Origin of the sequence: Pseudomonas lurida (assembly GCF_013522705.1) — a bacterium.
GTDB lineage: Bacteria > Pseudomonadota > Gammaproteobacteria > Pseudomonadales > Pseudomonadaceae > Aquipseudomonas > Aquipseudomonas quebecensis.
This window is the reverse complement of record NZ_JAAMRE010000026.1, coordinates 64,783-88,273: the sequence shown is the minus strand read 5'-3', so window position 1 is coordinate 88,273 and position 23,491 is coordinate 64,783. Positions and strand designations below refer to the sequence as shown.

19 protein-coding genes and 1 pseudogene are annotated in these 23,491 nt (G+C 58.1%); 15 read left to right on the top strand and 5 right to left on the bottom strand.

All coding sequences use genetic code 11. The annotated features are described in order from the left end of the window. Window positions 1-117: 117 nt before the first annotated feature. Window positions 118-1,209 (bottom strand): NADH:flavin oxidoreductase/NADH oxidase, encoded by a 1,092-nt coding sequence (locus G7025_RS19965; RefSeq protein ID WP_181080818.1) that lies wholly within the window; start codon window positions 1,207-1,209, stop codon window positions 118-120. Between the two features lie 90 nt (window positions 1,210-1,299). Between G7025_RS19965 and G7025_RS19960 the strand changes: the two genes are divergently transcribed. Continuing rightward, complete coding sequence (locus G7025_RS19960) at window positions 1,300-1,599, top strand: ArsR/SmtB family transcription factor (RefSeq protein WP_181080816.1); 300 nt, start codon at window positions 1,300-1,302, stop codon at window positions 1,597-1,599. A 6-nt stretch (window positions 1,600-1,605) separates the two neighbouring features. Here the strand turns inward: G7025_RS19960 and G7025_RS19955 are convergent, their stop codons facing one another. After that, window positions 1,606-2,064: a metallophosphoesterase family protein gene (locus G7025_RS19955; protein WP_181080815.1), complete on the bottom strand. Its 459-nt coding sequence runs from the start codon at window positions 2,062-2,064 to the stop codon at window positions 1,606-1,608. A gap of 240 nt (window positions 2,065-2,304) precedes the next feature. Here G7025_RS19955 and G7025_RS19950 point away from each other — a divergent pair, with 240 nt between their 5' ends. The 4 genes and pseudogenes from G7025_RS19950 (at window position 2,305) to G7025_RS19940 (ending at window position 7,868) form a co-directional block, all read left to right on the top strand. Next, entirely contained in the window at window positions 2,305-3,195 is an 891-nt protein-coding gene (locus tag G7025_RS19950; protein ID WP_181080813.1) for a bestrophin family protein, read from the top strand. Between the two features lie 145 nt (window positions 3,196-3,340). Beyond that, window positions 3,341-4,423 (top strand): annotated as a pseudogene (locus G7025_RS27170) (HAMP domain-containing protein); the annotation flags it as partial. 6 nt (window positions 4,424-4,429) lie between these two features. Further along, window positions 4,430-5,284, top strand: coding sequence for a methyl-accepting chemotaxis protein (locus tag G7025_RS27165; protein WP_375139345.1), 855 nt, complete (start codon window positions 4,430-4,432; stop codon window positions 5,282-5,284). Between the two features lie 175 nt (window positions 5,285-5,459). Beyond that, complete coding sequence (locus tag G7025_RS19940) at window positions 5,460-7,868, top strand: glucose/quinate/shikimate family membrane-bound PQQ-dependent dehydrogenase (protein WP_181080811.1); 2,409 nt, start codon at window positions 5,460-5,462, stop codon at window positions 7,866-7,868. A gap of 77 nt (window positions 7,869-7,945) precedes the next feature. On the opposite strand, the gene G7025_RS19935 is transcribed toward G7025_RS19940, so the two are convergent. Further along, window positions 7,946-9,142 (bottom strand): XylR family transcriptional regulator, encoded by a 1,197-nt coding sequence (locus tag G7025_RS19935; RefSeq protein ID WP_181080810.1) that lies wholly within the window; start codon window positions 9,140-9,142, stop codon window positions 7,946-7,948. Between the two features lie 139 nt (window positions 9,143-9,281). On the opposite strand from G7025_RS19935, the gene xylA reads away from it, so the two are divergent. From xylA to G7025_RS19910, 5 genes are all read left to right on the top strand, one after another. Further along, complete coding sequence (gene xylA / locus G7025_RS19930) at window positions 9,282-10,598, top strand: xylose isomerase (RefSeq protein WP_181080809.1); 1,317 nt, start codon at window positions 9,282-9,284, stop codon at window positions 10,596-10,598. A 101-nt stretch (window positions 10,599-10,699) separates the two neighbouring features. Continuing rightward, entirely contained in the window at window positions 10,700-11,701 is a 1,002-nt protein-coding gene (xylF, locus tag G7025_RS19925; RefSeq protein WP_181080808.1) for a D-xylose ABC transporter substrate-binding protein, read from the top strand. Beyond that, window positions 11,698-13,254, top strand: a complete 1,557-nt coding sequence (gene xylG / locus G7025_RS19920) for a D-xylose ABC transporter ATP-binding protein (protein WP_181080806.1) — start codon at window positions 11,698-11,700, stop codon at window positions 13,252-13,254. The genes xylF and xylG overlap by 4 nt, the downstream gene beginning before the upstream one ends. Continuing rightward, window positions 13,255-14,391 (top strand): sugar ABC transporter permease, encoded by a 1,137-nt coding sequence (locus tag G7025_RS19915; RefSeq protein WP_181080804.1) that lies wholly within the window; start codon window positions 13,255-13,257, stop codon window positions 14,389-14,391. Between the two features lie 369 nt (window positions 14,392-14,760). Continuing rightward, a complete protein-coding gene (locus G7025_RS19910; RefSeq protein ID WP_181080803.1) occupies window positions 14,761-15,057 on the top strand; it encodes a DUF6124 family protein in 297 nt (98 codons plus the stop codon). A 137-nt stretch (window positions 15,058-15,194) separates the two neighbouring features. Here G7025_RS19910 and G7025_RS19905 read toward each other — a convergent pair whose 3' ends face one another. Then, entirely contained in the window at window positions 15,195-16,445 is a 1,251-nt protein-coding gene (locus G7025_RS19905; protein WP_181080802.1) for a glycoside hydrolase family 68 protein, read from the bottom strand. A gap of 802 nt (window positions 16,446-17,247) precedes the next feature. On the opposite strand from G7025_RS19905, the gene G7025_RS19900 reads away from it, so the two are divergent. From G7025_RS19900 to G7025_RS19885, 4 genes are read left to right on the top strand one after another with little or no spacing between them, the layout of a single operon-like run. Next, entirely contained in the window at window positions 17,248-18,156 is a 909-nt protein-coding gene (locus G7025_RS19900) for an FkbM family methyltransferase (protein WP_181080801.1), read from the top strand. A 22-nt stretch (window positions 18,157-18,178) separates the two neighbouring features. Beyond that, window positions 18,179-18,787 (top strand): ATP-dependent Clp protease proteolytic subunit, encoded by a 609-nt coding sequence (locus tag G7025_RS19895; RefSeq protein ID WP_181080800.1) that lies wholly within the window; start codon window positions 18,179-18,181, stop codon window positions 18,785-18,787. Next, window positions 18,774-19,682 carry an acetamidase/formamidase family protein gene (locus tag G7025_RS19890; RefSeq protein WP_181080799.1) on the top strand — a complete coding sequence of 303 codons (909 nt, stop codon included), beginning with the start codon at window positions 18,774-18,776 and terminating at the stop codon, window positions 19,680-19,682. The genes G7025_RS19895 and G7025_RS19890 overlap by 14 nt, the downstream gene beginning before the upstream one ends. A gap of 17 nt (window positions 19,683-19,699) precedes the next feature. Beyond that, complete coding sequence (locus tag G7025_RS19885) at window positions 19,700-20,698, top strand: aKG-HExxH-type peptide beta-hydroxylase (protein ID WP_181080798.1); 999 nt, start codon at window positions 19,700-19,702, stop codon at window positions 20,696-20,698. Window positions 20,699-20,880: 182 nt separating this feature from the next. Here G7025_RS19885 and G7025_RS19880 read toward each other — a convergent pair whose 3' ends face one another. Further along, a complete protein-coding gene (locus G7025_RS19880) occupies window positions 20,881-22,380 on the bottom strand; it encodes a CoA-acylating methylmalonate-semialdehyde dehydrogenase (protein WP_181080797.1) in 1,500 nt (499 codons plus the stop codon). 108 nt (window positions 22,381-22,488) lie between these two features. Here G7025_RS19880 and G7025_RS19875 point away from each other — a divergent pair, with 108 nt between their 5' ends. Then, window positions 22,489-23,427 carry a LysR family transcriptional regulator gene (locus tag G7025_RS19875; RefSeq protein WP_181080831.1) on the top strand — a complete coding sequence of 313 codons (939 nt, stop codon included), beginning with the start codon at window positions 22,489-22,491 and terminating at the stop codon, window positions 23,425-23,427. Window positions 23,428-23,491: the final 64 nt, after the last annotated feature.

The following is a 23,491-nucleotide window of genomic DNA, read 5'->3' as shown; positions in this document are numbered from 1 at the left end:
TCGTGTTTGATATCTGTTCTCATTCGTTATCTTTTATGTATCCCGTGTGTATCCACCTCAAACGCCAGCCGTAAAAAAGCCACTCGATGGAGTGGCTTTCATTACCTCGGCATGGGCTCAGCGATAGCGCTCAAGCCAGTGCGCGTATGGGGCCGGCAAGGTCCAGGCGGACTTCTCCACACCCAGCTCCTTGGCGGCGAAATACGCCCAGTGCGGATCGGCCAGGTGCGCGCGCCCCACCGACACCAGGTCCAGCTGACCGGCCTGCAACGCGCCCTCAGCCAATTGCGGGGTGCCAAAGCCCCAGGCCGAGGTCACCGGAATACCGGCCTCACGGCGTACGCGTTCGGCAATCGGGCCCATAAAGGCCGGGCCCCACGGAATGTTAGTGTCAGGAATGGTGAAACCGACGCTGACGCTCAGCAAGTCCAGGCCGCCAGCTTTGAAGCGGCGCGCCAGTTCGATGGATTCGGTGAGCGTCTGTTCGTCACGGCCGTCGTACTCGATCACGCCGAAACGCGCGGTCAGCGGCAGGTTTTCCGGCCAGACCTCACGCACGGCGGCCAGGGTTTCCAAAAGGAAACGGCTGCGATTGTCGAAGCTGCCGCCGTAGGCATCGGTGCGCTGGTTGGAGTGTTCAGAGAAGAAACTCTGGCCCAGGTAGCCGTGGGCGAAGTGCAGTTCGATCCATTCGAAACCGGCGTCGCGGGCCCGGCGGGCGGCATCGACGAAATCCTGTTGTACGCGGGCGATGTCTTCCAGGGTCATGGCGCGCGGTACGTTGGGCAGGTTGGCACCGAACGCAATCGCAGACGGCGCGATGGTTTCCCAACTGCGGGCATCGGAGGCAGGGATATGGTCATCGCCTTCCCACGGGCGATTGGCGCTGGCCTTACGCCCGGCATGGGCGATCTGGATACCCGGCACCGAACCCGCCGCCTTGATAGCCTGCACCATCGGCACAAAAGCTTCGGCGTGGGCATCGCTCCAGATACCGGCGCAGCCTGGGGTGATACGGCCTTCCGGGGCAACGGCGGTGGCTTCCACCACCAGCAGACCGGCACCGCCACGCGCCATGCCGGCCAGGTGGACGTGGTGCCAATCGTTGACCACGCCGTCTTCGGCCATGTATTGGCACATCGGCGGGATGGCGATGCGATTGCGCAGGGTGACGTCTTTGAGGGTGAAGGGTTCGAACAAAGCGGACATCGTGAACTCCAGAAGCAGGTGACTGATTCGATAGTTCGATGGTAATCGAACAATAGTATTGAGCGATACCCCCCTGTTATCATTCATTTCATGCGAGCCTTCAAACACCCTACCCTGCAAGACCTCACACTCGAACGCGTGCTCTACGCCCTGAGTGATCCGGTGCGCCTGGAGATCGTCCGGTGCCTGGCCGCCGTGCCGGAAGCCACCTGCGGCGAATTGGATGGCGGACGGCCCAAGTCGAGCATGTCCCACCACTTCCGCGTACTGCGCGACGCCGGCCTGGTGCACAGCCGCAGCGTAGGCACCACCCACATGAATTCGTTGCGCAGCGATGAACTTGAAAGCCGCTTTCCGGGATTACTCGCGTCCATCCTTGCCCAGCAATAAGTCTATTCACTCCAGCAGTGACACCAAGCGAGCGTCGACAGTGCCCTCGCCCATCTCCAGCAGCGCCAGCGTCACCGGCAACTTGAAACGTCGGCTCCCCGCGCTGCCGGGGTTTACATACAGAATGTCACCGCGCCACTCGATCAACGGCTTATGCGAATGCCCGGTAATGACCAGGCGCGTGTGAGGAGTGAGCAACGCCGGGACATCGGCGATGTCATGCACCAGCAACGCCTGGCGGCCGTTGAGCGTAACGTGCAGGTGGTCCGGCACCTGGCGTGCCCATGTCGCATCCTGATCATTGTTGCCGCGCACCACGTGCAGCGGCGCGATGCCGGTCAGTTGCTCGATAATGTCGGCACTGCCAATGTCGCCCGCATGGACGATCTGCTCGCAACCTTGCAGGGCCGCCACGGCTTCGGGCCGAAGAAGGCCGTGGGTATCGGAAATCACGCCGATCTTCATAGGGTTCACTCTCTAGGGTTTGATTCTGGATGCATAGGTATCTGCACAAGTCTTAAAGGCTGACACATAACTCTGAGGCCGCCATACATTCAGCCAGGCCACGATTCTCAAACCTGCTGCCATCGCTGCCAAAATTGTTCCGCCCGACGGCTTAAACGTTTCAGGCTGCGGCGAACCTAACGGGTTCGTCGGCGTCCGAGCTAAGGCACTGTCGCTTAACGCTCGTCGCGAGGTTGTCATTTGAAAGCCGCCATCATCAAAAAGTACCGCCTGGTCATCAAGACCATGGGCTACGTCGGCTGGTCGTTGTTCTGGCTGTTGCTGTGGGACGTGGCCGTCACGGTGGACTTCATGCTGTTTCTCACCACCAAGATCAACCTGCCGCTGATGCCCCTGACCCTGCTCGGCTCGGCCCTGGTGGTGCTGATCAGTTTTCGCAACAGCAGCGCGTACAACCGCTGGTGGGAGGCCCGTACGCTGTGGGGAGCGATGGTCAACAATTCGCGCAGTTTTGCGCGCCAGGTGCTGACCCTGCTGGACGACCCTGGCAGTGAGGTCAACCCGGTCAAATCCACGCTGTTGCGCCGGCATGTGGCGTATGTGAACTGCCTGGCCGCCCACCTCAGGGGCCAACCATGCCCTGACGAAGTGCGCGCGTTCATCCCCGCCGAGGAGTTTGCGCGCAATGGCGCGACCAATAATTTCGCCAACGACCTCCTCACCGGCTCGGCGGCGTTGCTGGCGCGCGAATACAAGGCCGGCCACCTGGACAGCATTCGCCTGGCGCGGCTGGAGTCGACCCTGGTAGACCTGTCCAACGCCCAGGGTGGCATGGAGCGCATCGCCAACACGCCGCTGCCCTACCCGTACGTGTATTTCCCGCGCCTGTTTATCACGCTGTTCTGCCTGATCGTACCGGTGGGCCTGGTGGAATCCCTGGGCTGGTTCACCCCGCTGGCCTCCACGGTGGTGGGCTTTATGCTGCTGGCCATCGAACGCATCGGCACCGACCTGCAAAGCCCGTTCCGCTCCAGCGAACATCAGATCCAGATGGAAGCCATCTGCGAAACCATCGAGAAAAACCTGCAATCGATGCGCCGCGACACCCTGGCCGAGACCGTGATCGGCTGAAACCGCCCCCACGTCCTAAAGTGCGTGCCCTCTCGGTCGATAACGAGGGTACGTACGCAAGGACCCTACCCTTCATAACAACCCCTGCGACGCTCAGCACTACCGTTTGCCTTGCCAAAACTATAAATACCCGCGGGTGAAAGTCATGAATATCAAGCAGAAGCTGACCTGGGCGTTCGCGGCTATCGCGTGCGTGCCGGTCATCCTGGTAGCGGTACTGGTAGTGTTGAACCTGCGCGAGGGGGCCCAGGCTAATTTCCTCGACAGCAGCGGGCGTGAAATCCGCCAGATCGACAACGGCATGAAGCAGTTCTTCGACGGCATCAGCCAGAACGTCGAGTACGTGGCCAAGGACCCGCGCGTGGTCGCGGCCAAGGAGCTCAAGAGCTACGCCAGCGCCGACGCCGCGCAGATCCCGCTCACGCCGACCAATAAAGAGCTGCTGGCGATTTTCGATCAGTTCGCCAAAAGCCACCCCACCACCGCCTACCTGTCTCTCGGCCTGGCCGACGGCGGCTACGCCAGCTGGCCCGACGACGCCAAGCTGACCAACTACGACCCGCGCGTGCGCCCCTGGTACAAAGCGGCGATTGCCGCGCCCGGCACCACCGTGCGCACCGGTGCTTATTACTGGGCACCGGACGACGTGGTGCTGATCGGCACCGTGCACACCGTGGCCGACGCCACCGGCAATGTGCTGGGCGTGATCGGCCTGGATGTGTCGCTCAAGCAACTGACCGAACTGGTCAAGAACATTAAGCTCGGTGACAGCGGTTACCTGATGCTGGTGGAAGGCAACGGCAACGTGTTGGTCGACCCCAGCGATGCCAAGCACAATTTCAAACCCCTCGCCGACCTGGGCCCCAACTACGCCGAACTGGCCAAGCGCGGCGACGGCGTAACCCAGATCGACATCGACGGCGTGGCCTACATGGCCAACGTGGTCAGCTCCAAAGACCTGGGCTGGCGCTTTATCGGCCTGATCAAGCGCGACGAAGTGATGGCCGGCGCCACCCGCCTGACCTGGTTGATCGCCGCCATCGCCGCGGCGCTGGCCGTGGTGTTCGCGATTGTCGGTGCCAGCTTTGCCAGCGTTATCGTGCGGCCGATTCGCGGCGTGGCCGATGGCCTGCAGGAAATCGCCGAGGGCGAAGGTGACCTCACTCGGCAACTCAAGGTCCAGGGCAAAGACGAAACCGCCACCCTGGCCGGCTGGTTCAACCAGTTCCTGGGCATGATCGCGCAACTGGTGCAGCGCATCGGCAGCGCATCCTCCGACCTGCAGAGCGCCGCCGCCGACACCAGCGAAGTGGCCAACAACATGAACCAGGCCGCCGGACGCCAGCGTGAAGCGGTGGAACTGGTGAGCACCGCCTTCAACGAAATGGTGGCCACCGCCAACGAAGTCGCGCGCTCCTGCAGCGCCGCCGCTTCTAGCGCCGACGAAGGCTACCGTGACGTGCACGACGGCCAGCAACATATCGGCGAAGCCACCGGCAGCGTACTGCGGCTCAGCGAAGACTTGCAGAAGTCGACCCAAACCATGCAGCAGTTGGAGCAGGACAGTAAAAACATCAACACCATCCTGGATACCATCCGCTCGATTGCCGAACAGACCAACCTGCTGGCGCTCAACGCCGCCATCGAAGCCGCGCGGGCCGGTGACCAGGGCCGTGGCTTTGCGGTGGTTGCCGATGAAGTGCGCGCCCTCGCCCGCCGCACCGCCGACTCCACCGGCGAGATCGACAGCCTGCTGGGCAACCTCGCCCGCCGCACCCAGGAAGTCACGCAGCAGATGCAGGGCAGCCTGCTGGTGTCCCACACCAGCGTGGAACGCATCCAGCAGGCCCGTGACAGCTTCGACAAGATCCGCGGCTCGGTAGACTCGATCCGCGACCAGAACACCCAGATCGCCACCGCCGCCGAAGAGCAGCACCAGGTCGCCGAGGAGATCAACCGGCACATCGCGCAGATCCATGCCGATGCGCAACTGGTCGAAGGCTTTGCCCACTCGGCGCAGACCGGCTCGGGTCGTCTGACTGATATTTCCGCTCAGCTCAAGGGGTTGGTGGGGCGCTTCAAGTTCTAGCCAAACAACCGAAGGCGATCAATAAAGCCGCTTGTTTCTGACGGAACAAGCGGCTTTTTCATGCGCCCGCACTCACCACGGCCGTTGAAGTCGGCCGTCCAGCAAAAATGTACTAACTAGTTACTTGTCTTGCTAACATTGCGCCTTTGCCCTCTCTCACTCGAGTCCTTTCGATATGAAACGAGCATCGCGCGCCACTGGCGTCTCTAGATTTATCCTGCTGGGCCTGGGTGTGATCATCGCCCTGCTCGGCCTCGCGCTGGCCGTCGGCGGCGCCAAACTGGTCAGTCTCGGCGGTTCCTGGTACTTCCTGGTGGGCGGCGTGGCCATGGCGGTTGCCGGGCTGTTGATTGCCCGTCGAAAACCGGCCGGCGCGTGGCTGTTCGCGGGTTTTCTGCTGGGCACGGCGGTGTGGGCCGTGGCGGACGTTGGCCTGGTGTTCTGGCCGCTGTTCTCGCGGCTGTTCATGTTCGCGGTGATCGGCCTGGTGGTGGCGCTGGTGTACCCGCTGCTGGCGGGCAAGCCCGCCCGCGGCGCGTATGGCGTGGCCGCCGTGCTGGCAGCGGGCGTGGCGATTGCCGCAGGCAACATGTTTGTCGCGCATCCGAGCGTGGCGCCTACCGGTGCAGGCCCGGGCGTTACGCCGGTGGTGGCGGCCGAGGCGCAGAAAGACTGGGCGCACTACGGCAACACCGAAGGCGGCAGCCGCTTTGCCGCCCTGGATCAGATAAACCGCGACAACATCGGCAAGCTCAAAGTGGCCTGGACCTATCGCACCGGTGACGTGGCCATCAGCGACGGCAACGGTGCCGAAGACCAACTCACACCCCTGCAGATCGGCAACAAAGTGTTTATCTGCACGCCGCACAACAACCTGATCGCCCTGGACGCCGACACCGGCAAAGAGCTGTGGAAGAACCAAGTCAACGCCCAGTCGGCGGTATGGCAACGTTGCCGGGGCCTGGCGTATTTCGACGCCGGCGCGCCGATCGTCCAGCCGACCCAACCCGGCAGCTCGCCGATCATCGCCGCCAGCGTTGCCCCCGGCGCACAGTGTCAGCGTCGGTTGCTGACCAACACCATCGATGCGCGCCTGATTGCGGTGGACGCCGACAGCGGCCAATTCTGCGAAGACTTCGGCACCCATGGCCAGGTGGATCTCAAAGCAGGCCTGGGCAATGTGCCGGACAGTTACTACCAACTGTCCTCCGCCCCGCTGATCGCCGGGACTACCGTGGTGGTCGGCGGCCGCGTCGCCGATAACGTGCAGGCCGATATGCCCGGCGGCGTCATCCGTGGCTTCGATGTGATCAGTGGGCAAATGCGCTGGGCCTTCGACCCGGGCAACCCTAAGGACAAACACGCGCCGGCAGACGGCAGCACCTATGTGCGCAGCACGCCCAACAGCTGGGCGCCGATGTCCTACGACCCGCAGATGAACACGGTCTTCCTGCCGATGGGCAGCTCGTCCACCGACATCTACGGGGTGGAACGCACCCAGCTCGATCACACCTATGGCGCGTCCGTATTGGCGCTGGACGCCTCAACCGGTGCCGAGAAGTGGGTGTACCAGACCGTTCACAATGACCTGTGGGACTTCGACCTGCCGATGCAACCGAGCCTGATCGACTTCACCCCACCGGGCAGCGACACCGCTGTACCGGCAGTGGTGATCGGCACCAAGGCCGGGCAGATCTATGTGCTTGATCGCGCGACCGGCCGGCCGCTGACCGAGGTCAAGGAAGTACCGGTCAAGGCCGCGAATATCCCCAACGAACCCTACTCGCCGACCCAGCCTGAATCGGTTGGCATGCCGCAGATTGGCGCGCAAACCCTGAGCGAGTCGGACATGTGGGGCGCCACCCCGTACGACCAATTGCTGTGCCGCATCGACTTCAAGGGCATGCGCTACGACGGCCTGTACACCGCGCCGGGCACGGACAAATCCTTGAGCTTCCCAGGCTCTCTGGGCGGCATGAACTGGGGCAGCATCTCCACTGACCCGGTGCACGGGTTTATCTTCGTCAACGACATGCGCCTGGGCCTGTGGATCCAGATGATCCCATCGCAGAACAAGGCGCTGGCCGCGTCCGGTGGCGAGGCGTTGAACACCGGCATGGGCGCGGTCCCGCTCAAGGGCACGCCGTATGCGGTGAACAAAAACCGCTTCCTGTCGGTGGCCGGCATCCCATGCCAGGCGCCGCCGTTCGGCACCCTCACTGCCATCGACATGAAGACCCGGAAAGTCGCGTGGCAAGTGCCGGTCGGCACCGTCGAGGACACCGGGCCGTTGGGTGTTCGCATGCACCTGCCGATCAAGATCGGCCTGCCGACCCTTGGCGGAACGCTATCGACCCAGGGCGGCCTGATCTTTATCGCCGGCACCCAGGACTTCTACCTGCGCGCCTTCAACAGCGGCAACGGCGAAGAAATCTGGAAAGCCCGCCTGCCGGTCGGCAGCCAGGGCGGCCCGATGACCTACGTGTCACCGAAAACCGGCAAGCAATACATCGTGATCACTGCCGGCGGTGCACGCCAGTCCACCGACCGGGGCGACTATGTAATCGCCTACGCCTTGCCGTAACCCCAGCGTGCGCTCCGGCACTGCTTGAACATGTGGGAGGGAACAAGCCCCTCCCACACAGCAGCGCATGTAAGGCCCTAATCAGGCACGGGCAACGCCCACTCCTCGCCTTGCTGGTACTCACGCGGCGTGCAGCCGAATTCACGGCGAAACACGGTGTGCAGGTACTGCGCCGACTTGAAGCCGCACTGTGTCGCCACGTCGGCAATCGGCCGTTCGTGGTTTGCCAGGCCCTTGGCGGCGGCGGCGAGTTTAAAGCGCAGGATCTCGTCATGCACGCTGCAACCACGCACCTTGCGAAAGTGTGACTCCAGGGATGAACGCGACACGCCGACATAGGCCGCCACCTGCGCGGTCTTGATGCCCTGGCAGGCGTACTGGCGGATAAACAGCAGCGCCTGCATCACGTACGGGTTGCCCAAGGGCTGATGCAGGCTGGAGGCCTGCACGTTGATCGCCTCCGGGGGCACCAGGATCTGCGTGCCACTGGCGGGTTTGCCGTGCAGCATCTGGTGCAACAGCGCGGCGGCGGTGCGGCCCATGGTTTCGGTGCCCTGGATCACGGAACTGAGCGGCACCCGCGTGAGGGTGCGGGTCAGCGGGTCGTTGTCGATGCCGATCAGCGCCACTTGCTCCGGCACCGCGATACCGGCGGTGAGGCAGGCTTGCAGCAATTGCCGGGCGCGGGCGTCGGTGACGGCGATGATGCCGATGGGCTTGGGCAGGCTGTGCAGCCAGGCGATCTGCTGCTCCACCGCGCTGTCCCACAATGGCGCGCTGGTGCCCAGGCCGCGATACACCTCCACGTGCAGACCATCGCGCTGCATCAGGCGGCGAAAGGCTTTTTCGCGCTCCTGGGCCCAGCGGTTGGCCTGGGCCTCGGGCAGGCTGAAACAGGCAAACCGGGTCAGCCCGGCCTCGATCAGGTGCTCGTAAGCCAGCTTCATCAACCCATGGTTGTCGGTGGCCACGTAGGGAATGCCCTTGGGATAGGCGCGTGCATCCTCATAAGAACCGCCCACCGCCACCACCGGCACCTTGCTGTGGGCCAACGCTTCGCCGATCAGCGGGTCATCGAAGTCGGCGATGATGCCGTCGCCCTGCCAACGCTCGATGCCTTTGAGCCGACACAGAAAGTCCTCCTCCAGGAACAAGTCCCAGGACGCACGCGTGCTGCTCAGGTAATTGCCGATGCCGGCGATGATGCCACGGTCGTAGATTTTGCTGCCGTTGAACAGCAAGGCGATGCGGTGCACGGGCGGTAGGGTTTTCATTGTTATTGTCCTGGGGCCAGTCGGCACAGAGTAGCCCTCACCACTCAAAATCGCACCCTGCCTTGGTGATTTTCATAATCGGCGGGCGCGGTGCCGTTGCTAGTATCCAGACACCGCCAAGAACAATAAGGAAAACGCCATGACGTACTTCCCCGGTGTCGAGAAGGTTCGCTTCGAAGGCCCCGACAGCGATGCTCCCCTCGCCTTTCGCCATTACGACGCCAACAAGCTGATCCTCGGCAAACCGATGCGCGAGCACCTGCGCATGGCCGCGTGTTATTGGCACACCTTCGTGTGGCCGGGCGCCGATATGTTCGGGATGGGCACCTTCAAGCGCCCTTGGCAGCGCAGCGGTGAGCCGATGGATGTGGCCATCGGCAAGGCCGAGGCAGCCTTTGAGTTTTTCTCCAAGCTGGGCATCGACTATTACAGTTTTCACGACACCGATGTGGCGCCCGAAGGCAGTTCGCTCAAGGAGTACCGCAACCACTTTGCGCAGATGGTCGACCACCTGGAGCGCCATCAGGAACAGACCGGCATCAAGCTGTTGTGGGGCACCGCCAATTGCTTCAGCAACCCGCGCTTTGCGGCCGGCGCCGCCACCAACCCGGACCCGGAGGTATTTGCCTATGCCGCGGCCCAGGTGTTCAGCGCGATGAACGCTACACTGCGGCTCAAAGGCGCCAACTATGTGCTGTGGGGCGGTCGCGAAGGGTATGAAACCCTGCTCAACACCGACCTCAAGCGCGAGCGCGAACAGCTCGGGCGCTTTATGCGCATGGTGGTGGAGCACAAGCACAAGATCGGCTTCAAGGGCGACCTACTGATCGAACCCAAGCCCCAGGAACCGACCAAGCACCAGTACGATTACGACAGCGCCACGGTGTTCGGCTTCCTGCACGAATATGGTTTGGAACATGAGATCAAGGTCAACATCGAAGCCAACCACGCGACCCTGGCCGGGCATAGCTTTCACCACGAAATCGCCACCGCCGTGTCCCTCGGCATCTTCGGCAGTATCGACGCCAACCGCGGCGACCCGCAGAACGGCTGGGACACCGACCAATTCCCCAACAGCGTCGAGGAAATGACCCTGGCCACCTATGAAATCCTCAAGGCTGGCGGCTTCAAGAATGGCGGCTATAACTTTGACTCCAAGGTGCGCCGCCAAAGCCTCGACGAAATCGACCTGTTTCACGGCCACGTCGGCGCCATGGACGTGCTCGCCCTGGCGCTGGAACGCGCGGCGGCCATGGTGCAGAACGACCGGTTGCAACAGTTCAAGGACCAACGCTACGCCGGTTGGCAGCAACCCTTGGGCCAGTCGGTACTGAGCGGCGAGTTCAGCCTGGAATCCCTGGCCGAACATGCGTTTGCCCATGAACTGAACCCCCAGGCCGTGAGCGGTCGGCAGGAGATGCTGGAGGGGGTGGTCAACCGGTTTATTTATCGGTGACATTTGCACGACAAATCCCTGCACGGAGCGTCGAAGGACGCTCTACAGTTTTACCCGCATCACGCTGTGTCTTTCCAACAACAATAAAAGGACGCACCACCATGAAATCATTCAAACGCACCCTGCTCGCCACCGCCCTGGCCCTGTTCGCCCTGCCGGTCATGGCCGATTCCGCCCATCCGAAAATCGGTTTTTCCATCGACGACCTGCGCCTGGAGCGCTGGTCCCGCGACCGCGATTACTTCGTGGCGGCGGCGGAAAAACTTGATGCCAAGGTTTTTGTGCAATCGGCCGATGCCAACGAGCAGAAGCAGATTTCCCAGATCGAAAACCTGATCTCGCGCGGCGTCGATGTGATTGTGATCGTGCCGTTCAACGCCACGGTGCTGACCAACGCGGTCGCCGAAGCGAAGAAGGCCGGAATCAAGGTGGTGTCCTATGACCGCCTGATCCTCAATGCCGACATCGATGCCTACATCTCCTTCGATAACGAAAAAGTCGGCGAAATGCAGGCCAGCGGCGTGCTGCAGGCGGCGCCCAAGGGCAATTATTTCCTGCTCGGCGGCGCGCCTACCGATAACAACGCCAAGGTGCTGCGCGAAGGCCAGATGAAGGTGCTGCAACCGGCCATCGACAAGGGCGATATCAAGGTGGTCGGCCAGCAGTGGGTCAAGGAATGGAACCCTACCGAAGCCCTGAGCATCGTCGAAAACGCCCTGACCCGGAACAACAACAAGATCGACGCCATCGTCGCCTCCAACGACGCCACCGCCGGCGGTGCGATCCAGGCCCTGGCCGCGCAGAAGCTGGCGGGCAAGGTGCCGATCTCCGGCCAGGACGCCGACCTCGCCGCCGTCAAGCGCGTGATCGACGGCACCCAGACCATGACCGTGTACAAGCCGCTCAAGCTGATCGCCACCGAAGCCGCCAAACTTTCGGTGCAACTGGCGCGTAACGAGAAACCCACCTACAGCTCGCAGTACGACAATGGCAGCAAGCAGGTCGACACCATCCTGCTCACCCCGACGCCATTGACCAAGGCCAATATCGACCTGTTGGAAAAGGACGGTTTCTACACCAAAGAGCAGATCGGCGGGCAATGACCGTCATGGCTGCCGACTACCTGCTGCAAATGAACGGCATCGTCAAAACCTTTGGCGGTGTCCACGCGCTGAACGGCATCGACATCACGGTGCGGCCGGGGGAATGCGTCGGCCTGTGCGGCGAGAACGGTGCCGGTAAATCCACCTTGATGAAGGTGCTGTCGGCGGTCTATCCCCACGGCACCTGGGAGGGAGAAATCCTCTGGGACGGGCAGCCGCTCAGGGCGCAGTCCATCAGCGAAACCGAGGCCGCCGGCATCGTGATCATCCACCAGGAGCTGACCCTGGTGCCTGACCTCTCGGTGGCCGAGAACATTTTTATGGGCCACGAACTGACCCTGCCCGGCGGCCGCATGAACTACCCGGCGATGCTGCACCGCGCCGAAGCGCTGATGCGTGAACTCAAGGTGCCGGACATCAACGTGGCGCTGCCGGTGTCGCAGTACGGCGGCGGCTACCAGCAACTGGTGGAAATCGCCAAGGCCCTGAATAAAAAAGCGCGCCTGCTGATTCTCGACGAGCCCTCCTCGGCCCTGACCCGCTCGGAAATCGAGGTGCTGCTGAACATCATCCGCGACCTCAAGGCCAAAGGCGTGGCCTGCGTGTACATCTCCCACAAGCTCGATGAAGTGGCGGCGGTGTGCGATACCATCACGGTGATTCGCGATGGCAAGCACATCGCGACCACGGCCATGGCCGATATGGACATCCCGCGCATCATCACCCAAATGGTCGGTCGCGAGATGAGCAACCTCTACCCCACCGAGCCCCATGACATCGGCGAGGTGATGTTCGAAGCGCGCCATGTCACCTGTTACGACGTGGACAACCCCAAGCGCAAACGCGTCGACGATATTTCCTTTGCGCTCAAGCGCGGCGAAATCCTCGGCATCGCCGGGCTGGTGGGCGCCGGGCGCACCGAACTGGTGTCGGCCCTGTTCGGCGCCTACCCCGGCCGCTGCAGCGCCGAGGTGTGGCTGGACGGTGAGGTGATCGATACGCGCACGCCGCTCAAGTCGATCCGCGCCGGACTGTGCATGGTGCCCGAGGACCGCAAGCGTCAAGGCATCATCCCGGATCTTGGCGTGGGCCAGAACATCACCCTGGCGGTACTCGACACCTACGCGCACCTGACCCGCATCGACGCCGAAGCCGAACTGGGCAGCATCGACCGGCAGATCACGCGCATGCACCTCAAGACCGCCAGCCCGTTTTTGCCGATCACCAGCCTGTCCGGCGGCAATCAGCAAAAAGCCGTGCTGGCGAAAATGCTGATGGCCAAGCCCAAAGTGCTGATCCTCGACGAGCCCACGCGCGGGGTGGACGTGGGGGCCAAGTATGAAATCTACAAGCTGATGGGCGCCCTGGCCGCCGAAGGCGTGGCAATCATCATGGTCTCCTCGGAACTGGCCGAAGTGCTGGGGGTGTCCGACCGCGTGCTGGTGATCGGCGACGGCCAGTTGCGCGGCGACTTCGTCAACGAGGGGCTCACCCAGGAACAGGTACTCGCCGCCGCGCTCAGCCAAAACAATAATAATCGGAAGACCGCGTAGATGAATCAGGTCAAACAGCTGTTTACCCGCTACAAAATGCTCGCTCTGGTGATTGCCGTGGCGGTGATCTGGCTGTTCTTCAGCTGGCAGACCGAGGGCGGTTTCCTCACCCCGCGCAACTTGTCCAACCTGCTGCGGCAGATGTCCATCACCGGCATCCTGGCCTGCGGCATGGTGCTGGTGATCATCAGCGGCGAAATCGACTTGTCGGTGGGCTCATTGCTGGGGTTGCTGGGAGGGCTGGCGGCGATCCTGGACGTGGTCTACCACATTCCGCTGCTGGCTAATTTGAGCCTGGTGGCGCTGTGCGGCCTGATGATCGGCCTGGCCAACGGTTACATGACGGCGTACCTGCGCATCCCGTCGTTCATTGTCGGCTTGGGCGGCATGCTGGCGTTTCGCGGGGTTCTGCTGGGGATCACCGGCGGCACCACCATCGCGCCAGTGTCGCCATCGCTGGTGTACGTGGGCCAGGGGTATCTGCCGCATTCGGTGGGGATTGGGCTTGGGCTTTTGCTGTTTGCCCTCACACTGTTCTTGACCTGGAAACAACGACGCAACCGCGCGCTGCACGGGCTGGCCGCGCACTCATTGATGCGCGACGTGCTGCGCGTGGTGGTGATCGGCGCAGTGCTGGCCGGTTTCGTCAGCACCCTCAACAGCTACGATGGCATCCCCGTGCCGGTGTTGCTGTTACTGGCGCTGCTCGGCGTATTCAGCTATGTCACCAGCCAGACCGTATTCGGCCGCCGCGTGTATGCGGTGGGCAGCAATATGGAAGCCACGCGGCTGTCGGGCATCGACGTGCAGGCGGTCAAACTGTGGATCTTCGGCATCATGGGCGTCATGTGCGCCCTCGCCGGCCTGGTCAACACCGCACGTTTGGCGGCGGGTTCACCGTCGGCGGGCAATATGGGCGAACTGGACGCCATCGCCGCCTGCTTTATCGGCGGCACATCGATGCGCGGCGGGTCCGGCACGGTGTATGGCGCATTGCTGGGGGCGCTGGTGATTACCAGCCTGGATAACGGCATGTCGATGCTGGACGTGGACAGTTACTGGCAGATGATTGTGAAGGGCAGCATTTTGGTGTTGGCGGTTTGGGTGGATGTGAGTACGCGGGCGGGTCGGCGCTGAACCCGTTCTCACCGGCCCCACATTGACCGCATTCCATTGGAGGCTTGGTGGCGTTTGGTCATGGTTTGTAAAGGGCCAGCAAGCCACATCCCTTTTAATTGCAGGACGTTTCCTAGACAATCCTCGCCGCCTTGTGCCTGTTGGAATCGATGGCTAGTCTGCGGTCCGTCACTGCTCATCAGTGATCGGGTTTAGTCGCCCGGATTCAGAACAGGCGCATGTCTCCCATGAAGCTTTATGGTGGCTGTGCGCAGGGCGCCTTCGGGTGCGCCGGGTTCCTGTTCTGACCGGTCGACTAACCTGCGTACAGCCGCCACCTTCGTTTAGTCGCAAAGCGTGTCGGCTCCTTGATCAGACAGGAACTACACCATGAACAAAGTCGTCCCCGATCCACCCTTCGATCCCGCCAAAGACCGCGCCGCCTTCAACCGCGCCATCGACCATTACCTGCCGCCCCAAGGCTTTCATTCCATCAACGAAGACCTGAGCTTCGAAGACGCCCTGCTCTACACCGCCAGCCTGCTCGACAGCGCATCGGCGACGGCGTTGGATTGTGGCGAGCAACTGACGAGCCCAGAGCGAGCGAAAATCCTGGCAGTGTGGCATTTGCTTGAAATTGCCAAAACCACGGTAGATCGCTCAATCAACTGCCTGAAACACGGTTAGAAAATGTGAGAGGGGCTTGCCCCCGATAGCAGTGGGTCAGCTACACAGAAGCTGACTGATCCACCGCCATCGGGGGCAAGCCCCCTCCAGTCGGGTTGGTTTACACCTGATGAATCAGGCTGACCGTTGCGCTGCTGTCATTGGCTCAACACCACATCGCGCATCGGCGGGATGTAACCGTAGTCATACGCCTCCTGCACGAACGAACGATCCCCCTTGAGCACAATCCTGACCGTCGGCGCTTCGGTGCCGCCGATGCGGTAGTCGCCGCCGGCGGTGGGCACGCTGTCGATAAACGATGTGACCAGGCCATTGGGCATCACGCAGTGCGAATAGGTCTGGAACGGCTGCGACGGCGGGTTGCCCAGTACCAGGCCCGAAGCGTTCATCGGTGTGTAGGGGCCGAACAGATGATCGCCGACAAACCCGTAGACCCCATCCGGGCCCGTTATGCCATCGGCATAGGTGAACTTGTGACTGATGGTAAACAGGTAGTACTTGTTGTCCTGAAACACGTAGTGCGGCCGCTCGGTCTGATCGTTCACCCCGACGGCGGTGACCAAGGGCGGCAGGAGTTCCCATTCATCGCCATTGAGGTCCTTGGCCACCGCAAGGCCGATGCAACCCACCTGGTAACGCGCACCGCCCACATGTTCATGCCCTGGCGGCACCAGGCCCAATTCGTTCGCGCCCACTTCGTGAGTGCCGCGCTCACCTGCTACGTTGCCTTCGAACACCATGTACAGCTTGCCGTCCTTGGGATCGATAAACGGGCTGGGGTCGCGGAAGTTCCAGGTCGCGTTCTGCTCTTCGGTCTGGTAATAGGTGCCATCGGCTTCGAACAGGGCCTTGACCTGAGTGAAACCGCGCAACTCGACACCGCTTTGGGACGTGACCACCTGGCCTCGGACCTTGGCAATCGTCGCGCCCGGAGTGACGCAGGTGTAATACAGGTCGATGTCGCCGTTGTTATTGAGCAGGATCGGTGTACCTGCCCATTCACGCGTGGTCGGCGATACGCCTTCGGCCATCACGCGGCCGCCGAAGATCCAGTCTTTGCCGGTGCGCGAGTACCAGTAGCAGATGCGCGCATGACCATGGCGATCTTCCCAATCGCGCTTGATGTCGTAGCGACCATCGGCATTGATGAATTGCGGATCATGGGGGCGACGGTCGGCCGTCAGGGTGAAGATCACGGACCAGCCGTTGACCGAAACCACCGTGCCGTCCAGCGTGCGCAAGGGCATGGTGTCCCAGATAAACACCGTGTCGCTCATCACCGGGAAGTCGGCAGGCACCAGCGGTTGAGTCGTGGTGGGGTCATTTTCATTCACTTTGAGCGCATCTGCGCGTGTCCAGCGAGTGGGGATAATAGTGGCGTGTTTCATGATGAAGTCCTTTTCATTGACGCTTGGATACGGCCCGTCGTGGCGAGCCAGCGTATTGAGTTGATCCATTGACCTACACACAGTGCCCAGCGGGGCTGAAGCGTCCTTCCTGGACAATCAGCGCCTAAACACTGTGTTTATATACAGTATTCGGCGTTCGCCTGGGCGTCAACCCTTGAGTGAAAATATCCAGAGGTGGGAGGGGTTTGCTCCGATAGCAGCGTGCCAACCAGTAACGAAGACCACGGTGAATCGTTAATTGGATATTTCGGTGCAGTGAAGCCCTGGACTTAAACAGCCAAGCCCAGGTTAGGCGCGAGCTTACTTACGCCTGCCCGATGTCAGCGCTTTGTCGTCGTTGAAGAATTTAAAAACTACCCACACACTTCCACGCTCTAATACCAGAATGTATTTTTCCGATTACTGGCCTTACAAACGTTAGCCTTACTAACGAAAATTCTGAACTCTTGCGCCTAAAGGAATGTAAGAAAAATCCTCGAAAAGTAGGATGCTTCCTTCAATAAAAAATATTCCTAGGAAATTTCGGATTTTTTTAAAAATCTTTGACCGATTTCTGTTTTGGGATTATAGATTAATGGCGCAGCGCACTCCCTGTACTTAAGCAAAGGAGACAACGTATGAGTAATGAAAAAACTGTTACCGAAGTCGATCTGGCGAAAGTATTTAGCCTGAACGGCGAAAATGGAAAAGTAGTATTGGCGGTGGTCAACTAATCTGCATCGCCTATAACAAGAGCGGCATGCTTAAGGAAGGCGCCGCTCTTCCTTACCAGGAGTGCGACATGATCGATTTTACAAACTGGTTATGCGGAGAAAAAATAAACATCATTGATATCGGAGCTCGGATGACGCCAGGGGAAGCACCGATATATCAAAACCTGATCAAAAATAATCTATGTACGATTACTGCAGTAGAGCCAGACACCAGCACGAATGAGCTACTAGTCAAACTATCAAATGCAAAAATTTATAATTTAGCGCTAGGTACAAAAGGGCTTTCTTATCTGAACATCTGCCAATTACCTTCGTGTTCATCGCTCCTAGAGCCAGATACAGAAACACTATCCAAATACTCAGGCATGGAATACTTTTACAACGTCATAGACCGCGTCAGCCTACATGTAGATGAAATGGACGACATTTTCCAGGATGAAATCTTTGATTTCCTCAGCATAGACGTCCAAGGAGCCGAGTTAAATGTCCTGGAAAATGGAAGGAGAAACTTATCCAACCTTCTGGGGATTCATATTGAGGTGTCGTTTATTGAAAAATATAAAGGACAACCCTTATTTCGTGACGTCGATACTTTTTTAGCCGGCAATGATTTTTCCTTCCATTGCTTTACAGGATACGGCACGAGGTCCCCACGGGGAATTGAAATAGATAACTCTCCCATAAATGGAATAAACCAGTGGCTTTGGGCAGACGCTTTCTATTTTCACAATTTATATGATATAGACTTTTGGAAAGAACCTGGAAAACTAATAAAACTCGCCTGTATCTTTCATAACCTGTATAAATCCTACGACTTCTCAGCTCATTGTTTAAAAATTCACGACCATCAATTTGGCTCAAATTATCTCTCGGAATATGCGTCACTTATATCCAATCTCACAAATACATGCATCAAATCAAGCAGTGACGAAAATACATATTTAGCCAAAATAGCGAAAAAAATAAATTACAACTAAAACCTGAACGGAAACTCAGAAAATGAAAGACCCATTTAACTCAGAGCAAGAAAAACCTGAAAATGAATCAATTTTAAAAATAAAAGAATCAATTAAAATTACAGATAGCCTAGTTGCATCAAGAAAAATATTTATAACGGGAGAAATAAACCACAACCTAGCCTACAATACAGCTAGAGAACTTCATGCGTTATCTCATATTAGCGACGATCCAATATTTATTTTTATCAGTTCTCCAGGCGGACACGTTGAGTCAGGGGATATGATCTATGACACTATAAAATTCATAAAACCAAAAGTTTTTACAATAGGATCCGGGTGGGTCGCTAGCGCTGGCGCACTGATATATGTAGCGGCTGATAAGGAAAATAGATACTCCCTACCCAACACTCGCTTTCTTCTCCATCAACCATCTGGTGGCTTTCACGGTAGAGCAGAAGATTTCGGCGCCTACTCAAAAGAAATTAGCTTTATGAAAGAGCGACTAAACAAAATATTCTCAGACGCCACTGGGCAACCCATAGAAATAATCAGACAAAATACAGAGCGCGACTTTTGGTTAAGCGCCGAAGAGTCAGTAAAATATGGACTGGTCCACAAAATAGTGACCTCTGAACATGAAATATTCTAAAACTTGCCGGCTTAAACAAAAATCTCATTTCTCATCCTTCGGCGAAAACTCAAAGAATGCGAAAATTTTAGAACAGAAAAAATCTTATACGATAAAAACCATAGACAACTTAGGCTATGACGAAAACCTAAATAAATGCAGTGATTTTCTGAACCCCCTTTCTGGTCCGTTCAGCTTGAAAGGAGCAAAATTTGGTGAAACCATTGCGCTAAATATAGAAGGCATTATACATACTCGTGATATTGGACTTTCATCTTGTGGACTTCTACCTACCCATTTAGATGAAACACTAAAAAAAGATGTTCTCGGTGAGCCAGTCATTTTTTGGAAAATTGAAGATGAATTTTGCTATCCCATTAAAGGCCGCCAAATTGATCGCTCAATCGCTTTGAGAAAGTCTCTAATGATCGGTTGTTTAAGAAGTGCTGAAAATCTTGGTGAAGCCTCCTTAAGCTCGTTGGATGCGGACCAATATGGCGGCAACTTTGATTGCAAGCTTTTTAAACAGGACGCATTAATTTTTCTACCCATTAGAAATGACAATGCTGAGTTTTATATAGGAGACGTTCATTATTGCCAATCCGATGGCGAAGTCGGCGGAACGGGCATAGAAGTTACAGCTGAAATAACATTTTCAGCAGAGGTCTGCAGTGCCCCCATACACAAGGGCCTACACGTCACTGTAGATAACCTCGTGTATTTTATGGGCGTCGGATCGACCATAAACGACGGGATAGCCAAGGCTTTTTCACAAGGTTACGAAGCATTAACTCACAAAGGAATTAATGACAACCTAACTAGACTACTACTGGCCCATGGAAGCACATTACAGCTTATAAAAATCGGATATCCAAATATTGTAGCGATAGGTATAGAGTTAAAATACTTTTCATAGGCATTGGGGAGCAATCCATGAACGCCATCACAACTCCAAATATAAATATCGCCAAAGAACTATTTTTAAACATCTCAGAACGTTTGTGGAAAAGCTTTGACTATTTACTACAGAAAAACAGTCTAAACGATACGCCTTTTGCGGCATTAATAAATCAATTTCGAGACTCAAAAAAAGCACCTCCATTTTTCTTTGCCGCTCACCATATTATTTTAAATCATTGTACAAACAGAAATCCCATCTACAACTCTGCAGCATCTGAATTACTTAAAATTAATGCTCACACCAATTACAAAAAACTGTCCATAAACCCATTCTTGAAATCAACTAGCTCTCAAGAGTCAATCTGCCTTAACGCGATATTTTCCGACATTAGACATACTTATGGAAATGATGACTTCTTGCCTATTGCGTTTGACAGTCCCGAGCAGTCCTATCCTACAAAGCTCATGATTGAGTCAGCCATCGACATCATAAAAACCGCCGCACCCTCACTTTATGATGAAATTGAATTTATCATTGAGGAAATAAGAATATTCAGCTCTGGAAACATTAGAGCCGGGTCAAACTTTAATACACTAGGCCTCATCTACATCAGCCAGCAAGAAGAAACAGATGATGTGTCGAGGTATATTGAACATGTCACTCACGAATCAGCTCATAACTTATTGTACGCACACTGGACAATCGATCCAATTTTCAACAATCATTCAGAACAGCTCTATTACACCCCTTTCAGGAATGACAAACGGCCTTTAAGCGCAATATTTCACGCTATGTTTGTCCTCGCGAGAACGGTATACATCTTTGATCAAATTCATCGTAGCTCACCGCACAGCCTAAACTTCAAAAACATTAAAACAAACTATAATGAACGTGGAAACCCCGCTTCATTCAGAACTAAATTCTTACAGACCGCCAGCATTATTTCGAAAAATGCAAAACTCACGATCTACGGCCAAGAAATTTATAATGGCTGCCTGCAAATGGTTGAAGATTGTGAGTTAGAAATATGAGAAAACCAATCGATACCTAACTGTTGGTAGTTATATTTTACCCGCGAAACCAGAGTTTTTAGGCTTCCTTTTACTTTTATATAAATAGTTCCTCTCCACCCTTTCCAAGTGAATGACCGTTTTCTTGTATTGGCGATGTGGGAGGCCCCTCCCACATTGGTTTTGCAAAACTCTTCCAACCGTTATTTGGAAACCGGCATCGCAAACTCCGCGCCCTGTTCGATGCTCTCCGACCAGCGCTGCATGATCGACTTCTGCTTGGTGTAAAAGCGCACGCCCTCAGTGCCGTAAGCATGCATGTCGCCGAACAGGCTCTTCTTCCAGCCACCGAAGCCGTGCCAGGCCATCGGCACTGGGATCGGTACGTTGATGCCGACCATGCCCACTTCGATGCGTCGCGCAAATTCGCGGGCGATGTGGCCGTCGCGGGTGAAGCAGCTGACGCCGTTGCCGAACTCGTGGTCGTTGACCAGCTTTACCGCTTCGGCGAAGTCATTCACGCGCACGCAGGCCAGTACCGGGCCGAAGATTTCTTCGCGGTAGATGCTCATCTCTTTGGTCACGTGGTCGAACAGTGTCGCGCCGAGCCAGAAGCCGTTTTCCAGGCCCGGTTCGCTGGGAACGTAGTCACGCCCGTCCAGCAGCAACTGTGCGCCGGCCTGCACGCCTTGTTCGATGTAGCCGCTGATGCGTTCCAGGGCGGCGCGAGAGACGATGGGGCCCATCTCGGCTTTAAGGTCGCGGCCATCAGTGATGCGCAGGTGCTTGGCGCGTTCGGTCAGGGCGGCGATGACTTTGTCACCCACATCGCCCACCAGCACCGCCACGGAAATCGCCATGCAGCGTTCGCCGGCACTGCCATAGGCGGCGCCCATTAAGGCGTCGACGGTTTTTTCGATGTCGGCGTCGGGCATTACCACCATGTGGTTTTTCGCACCGCCCAGGCCCTGCACGCGCTTGCCGTGGCGCGCGCCGGTTTCGTAGATGTACTGCGCAATCGGCGTGGAGCCGACGAAGCTCACGGCCTTGACGTCGGGGTGTTCGATCAGCGCGTCCACCGCTTCCTTGTCGCCCTGCACCACGTTGAACACACCCTTGGGCAGGCCGGCTTCACGCAGCAGCTCGGCCATGAACAACGACGCACTCGGGTCGGTCGGGCTGGGTTTGAGGATGAAGGTGTTGCCCGCCGCGATGGCGATGGGGTACATCCACATCGGCACCATCACCGGGAAGTTGAACGGCGTGACGCCGGCCACAACGCCCAGGGGTTGGCGCATGGTCCAGTTGTCCATGCCCCGGGAAACCTGGTCGGAATGCTCGCCTTTGAGCAGGTTGGGAATGCCGCAGGCGAATTCGAGGATATCGATGCCACGGTCGACCTCGCCCTGGGCGTCGGTGAACACCTTGCCGTGTTCGGCGACGATGATGCGCGCCAGGTCGTCTTTGCGTTCACGCAGCAGGTGCAGGTACTGGAACAGCACGCGGGCGCGGCGGATCGGCGGGGTGTCGGCCCAGCCGGCGAAAGCGGCCTGGGCGGCGGCGACGGCTTCGGACACAGTCTGCTGGCTGGCCAGCGCAACGCGAGCGGTTTTCTCGCCGGTGGCCGGGTTGTAGACATCCTGGTAGCGATCATCGCGGGAAACGCGCTGGTCGTTAATGTAGTGCTCGATGGTGCTGGTCATGGCAGTCGATCCCGGTGGGTAGCGTTGGGACACACCTTAGGCTTTCGCTTTGTTTCGAACCAGAGCAGAATCCAGAACTTATTGTCCTTATAGATGAACAATCCAGCCATGGAAAAATCCGAGATCGAAGGCTTGTGGACCCACATACACTGGCTCTCCGTGCTGGAAGAACACGGCACCTACACCGCCGCCGCCGCGCGTCTGGGGGTGAGTAAGTCCGCCGTCAGCCAGCGGATTTCCGACCTGGAAAAAGCCACCGGCACCCGCCTGGTGACGCGCACCACCCGCAGCGTGCGGCTGACCGAGGCCGGGCGATCATTGACCCGCGACGTGCGCAGTGCCTATGAGCAGATCGCTCGCAGCTTTTCGTCGGTGCGCGACGCCGCAGGAGAGATCCGCGGCCTGGTGCGCCTCACCGCGCCGGTGGCGTTTGCCCGTCAGCAATTGGTGCCGCACCTGTCGGGGTTCCTGCAGCAATACCCGCAGGTGCGAATCCAACTGGACGTGTCCGATGCCCTCAGTTCACTCGCCGCCGAGGGCTATGACCTGGCGGTACGTCATGGTTTTCAGGTGCCGGAAACCCATGTGGCCTGGAAGCTGTGCGACACCGGATCGGTGCTGGTCGCCACCCATGATTACCTGCAACGCCACGGCGAACCGCGCGAGCCCGGCGAGCTGTCGGCGCACAACTGCCTGTTCTACCCGCGCGGCAGCGACCAACCGGCCTGGACCTTCGAACGCAACCACAAAAACGTCGAACGCATCACCGTGCCCATCGCCGGCAGCTTCGCCACCAACAATAGCGAAGCCTTGCGCGATGCGGCCCTGCACCACCTGGGCATCGCCCTGCTCCCCGATTTCAGCGCCCACGCCGCGCTGGCCAGCGGCAAACTGGTACAGGTGCTTAAAGGCTGGACGCTCAAGGGCGCGTTTGCCGATGAGATCTATTTGATCCGCCCGTACTCACCCCATGTGCCTAAGTCGGTAAGTGCGTTGGTGGGTTACCTGAAAGACACGTTATCCGGCGGGTTTGTCTTTAAAGACTGACATCTACCCATTGCCAGCCGGAACTAAAAGTCCATAATGGACAAATTAGTTTACGCCGGAGACA